This is a genomic window from Bacillota bacterium, from assembly GCA_013314855.1.
GTDB lineage: Bacteria > Bacillota > Clostridia > Acetivibrionales > DUMC01 > Ch48.
Window position 1 is genome coordinate 1 of sequence record JABUEW010000229.1, and the last position, 3229, is coordinate 3229.

Below are 3229 nucleotides of genomic sequence, written 5' to 3' on the forward strand. Positions count from 1 at the left end.
CCTTTAGACCGAATTCTTTCTCTGGCCGGGCTAACACCTGATATTTATACAATCATTAGGAAAAGGCCGCATTATTTACTGGAATGAAAAATGTGGAATCCTCGTAATTAAGGGTGCGAAATGTAGGATATAATGTTATAATACTTAAATGATAATGAGTATAAGGGGGTTATATTTACGGGTGTGTTTTATAAATTAAAAAATTTCTATAAAAACCTAAAGCTCAATCATAAATTTTTAGCAATAAGTGTTATTATGCTAATATTGCTTGCAATTTTTGATAAATTCATTCCGGCCAATTCTATACATAAAATAAATTATGTTTATTTTTCATTGTTTGCACTTGGATTTACTATGATTGGAGCGGTATTCAATTTTTATACTTCAACTAGAAAGATTTATATAACTATTCTAATTACTATATTTTTCGCATACATGTTTTGGTTCTATATAAAATCATATTTTAAATATATTTCTTATATTAAACAGTTAATGTAATTATAAGTATTATTTTTCTCTTTTTATAGATGATGTAAAATATTTTGTGTAAATACTTGAAACAAAAAAATAGGTAGGGTATCCTTGGAATTGATCAGATTCCATAAAAGATTAGTATCGTTATTAATCAGTTCTAAAGTTACTTCGGGAAAATGGGGTCAGGAAATATTTATTGATGGATTAGCACAATATATTCGGGAGTTTTTAAAGCATGCTTTTGAAGAAGCTATAAGACTTGAACTACAGGAAATGCTTGGGCGTAAACCTTACGAAAGGACCGAATCTACGAATAATTACCGTAACGGTAGCTATGCCCTATGATGAAGCGCTAAACCGTTTTAACGACTGGAAGAGCCATTGGGATAAAGTAGCACCAGGCGCTGTTCACTGCCTGGAAAAAGTTCTGGATTCTGTTTTACAATTTTACCATTTTCCGAAACACCACTGGAAAATAATCCGTACAACTAATATCATTGAACGCACCTTTTAAGAGTTCCGTCGTAGAACCAGGCAAATGGATAGCCTGCCCAATGAAGATTGCTGTTTAAGATGTGTGTATGCCATAGCTTCTAACCTTAACGACTGATGGGCAACCCGTAAAGTCGATGGCTTTTTACCCCGGCGGAAGGAAAACGCAGGTGCAGCTTAATTGGCAATAACTGGAGAGTAGCCCTTGCTGATGTTTTTACACAATTATATTGACATTACCTAAGAGAGCCTGTTCGCTCCTCTGGTAACGGTGAAAGATGTCAGTGGTGAGCTTGCCGTTGCGGAGCCTTGGAACTCTTAATGTAAGGGTACCTACTCTGGTAATTAATTTCCTCGGATAGTAGCCATTACGATTGTCTTGCCTTTCTTCGGCCCTTTCATAAGGTTCGGCCTTTATTTGCTCCGCAGCTTGGGCCTGCAGTATTTGATTGAGTAAGGACTCTAAAAACTTGGCCATCCCTTCATCTTTTGCCTCTTTTTAAAAAAGATGATGCAAAAGTTCTGTATCAATGATAATATTATATTGAGCCATTTCTCATCCCTCCAGTTAGCTTTTTTGGTTTGTTTACCTTTAATTCTAACCAGAGGGGTGGGAGTGGCTCAACCCTTTTCTAGACAATTATACGGACTTAACTTGACCACATCACAGTACATATTACCAAAACAACAAAAATATGGTAAAATATAATGTAAAATTATTTAAGAACTCTCTAAAGGAGATGTTATAATGGATAAAAAAAGGGAGTTTAGATACATAGTAAATTTTCAAAAACACTACAGAAACATATACAAAACAGTTTTATATATTCTCAAAGATGAAAACACAGCTTACGATATAACACAAGAAACCTTTATTAAAGGCTATAAATACCTAAATACACTTTCTGCCATGAATAAATTCAAACCATGGATACTTAAAGTTGCCACTAACCTTGCCTATGATTATCTCAAAAGCAGAAAAGAGGTTTTTACCGTTGGAGATATGGACAAGCTTATAGCGATTGAAGAGGAAGTTAGAAAAAAGATGAAACAAAATGATGTTGAAGCAAGTTATATTAATAAGGAGGTTACAAAGGCAATAAGAGAAGCCATAAAATCACTAGATAAAAAATTCTCATTAATATTAGTATACAGGTTCTACTGTGATATGACGTATGAAGAAATAGCAAAAAAACTAAAACTTAACATTAATACGGTTAAAACCAGGTTGCGTAGGGGGAAAAAGAAGCTAAAACAAAGTAAACAGCTTAGAAAGTATATTGAGGGGGAGGGCAGTTAAATGACTAAGGAAAAAGAAATAATCAAAAAAGTGCTAGAAGAAGAAATAAACAGCTTACCTGACCCCGATTCCCCCGATTGGGAACAAATGATTTTACAGTTACCGGACAGGGGTAAAAAATCAGATGAAAAGAAAAAGCGGTTTAGAATAATAGCAGCAGCTGTGATTCTATTTCTATTAAGTGCTGTAACCAGGGATTTGTTGATAGCAAAAACAGATTATATTTATAAGCTGTTTATCAGAACAAGGGGAAATATCGTTAGTATTATAAATTATATAACAGAGGATGAAACAAATAACGAGATTCTTATAGATAAAGATGAAGGGGGAACGATAGAAACAACAAACCTACAAGAAGCAGAAGAAATTACAAACGGGATCATCAGCTACCCAACCTATCTTCCAGAAGGTTATACATTAAAGAAAATAACTGTTCAAAAAACTAAACAATCAACAAGCAGTATCCTTTTGGAATATCAAAACAAAGAGGAAAACAGGTCTTTGAGAATAAGGGAATTAATATTATATGACAATAGCTCTATAAGCATTAACTTTAAAAAGGATAGCATGAAAATGGAGAAGTTCAATAAAGATGGAGTAGAGTATATTTTACTGATCCCCCAAAAAGGCTTTTATTCAAGACTAATATGGAACTATTATGGTAAGAATTACACATTAACAGCTGATTTAGGCAAAGAAGAATTACTTAAAATAGCTGAATCTATGAAGTGGTGAGGGAAAGTTATCTCCCTCCTTGTCAACCGCTATTTGGTATATTAGCAGGTAATTCCACACCTCGTTTACGCAGGTGTTCGCGTATGGTGTCAACGTCTTTGAGGTATGTAGCAATAAGGTTTAGGTATTCGCGAATTAGGGACTCTCCACGGCTGAGCACGCCGGCCATCAGTTTGGGAGAAAGTCCGTAAAGGTGTAGAATAAGCACAGAGTCAAAGGTTTTAAGGT

General features: G+C 34.5%; 4 protein-coding genes and 1 pseudogene. 4 read left to right on the forward strand and 1 reads right to left on the reverse strand.

Annotated elements, in window-relative coordinates:
- The first annotated feature begins 582 nt into the window (after positions 1–582).
- Together HPY74_20525 and HPY74_20530 are read left to right on the forward strand one after the other, a co-directional pair.
- On the forward strand, positions 583–819 hold the full coding sequence (locus HPY74_20525; protein NSW92993.1) for a transposase: 237 nt from the start codon (positions 583–585) through the stop codon (positions 817–819).
- On the forward strand, positions 809–988 hold the full coding sequence (locus HPY74_20530; GenBank protein ID NSW92994.1) for a transposase: 180 nt from the start codon (positions 809–811) through the stop codon (positions 986–988). Before HPY74_20525 ends, HPY74_20530 begins: the two co-directional genes overlap by 11 nt.
- Positions 989–1207: 219 nt before the next feature.
- Here HPY74_20530 and HPY74_20535 read toward each other — a convergent pair.
- Positions 1208–1519, reverse strand: a pseudogene (locus HPY74_20535) (transposase).
- Positions 1520–1714: 195 nt separating this feature from the next.
- On the opposite strand from HPY74_20535, the gene HPY74_20540 reads away from it, so the two are divergent.
- Positions 1715–2266 (forward strand): RNA polymerase sigma factor, encoded by a 552-nt coding sequence (locus HPY74_20540; protein ID NSW92995.1) that lies wholly within the window; start codon positions 1715–1717, stop codon positions 2264–2266.
- Positions 2267–3001, forward strand: a complete 735-nt coding sequence (locus HPY74_20545) for a DUF4367 domain-containing protein (protein ID NSW92996.1) — start codon at positions 2267–2269, stop codon at positions 2999–3001. It begins immediately after the preceding gene.
- Positions 3002–3229: the final 228 nt, after the last annotated feature.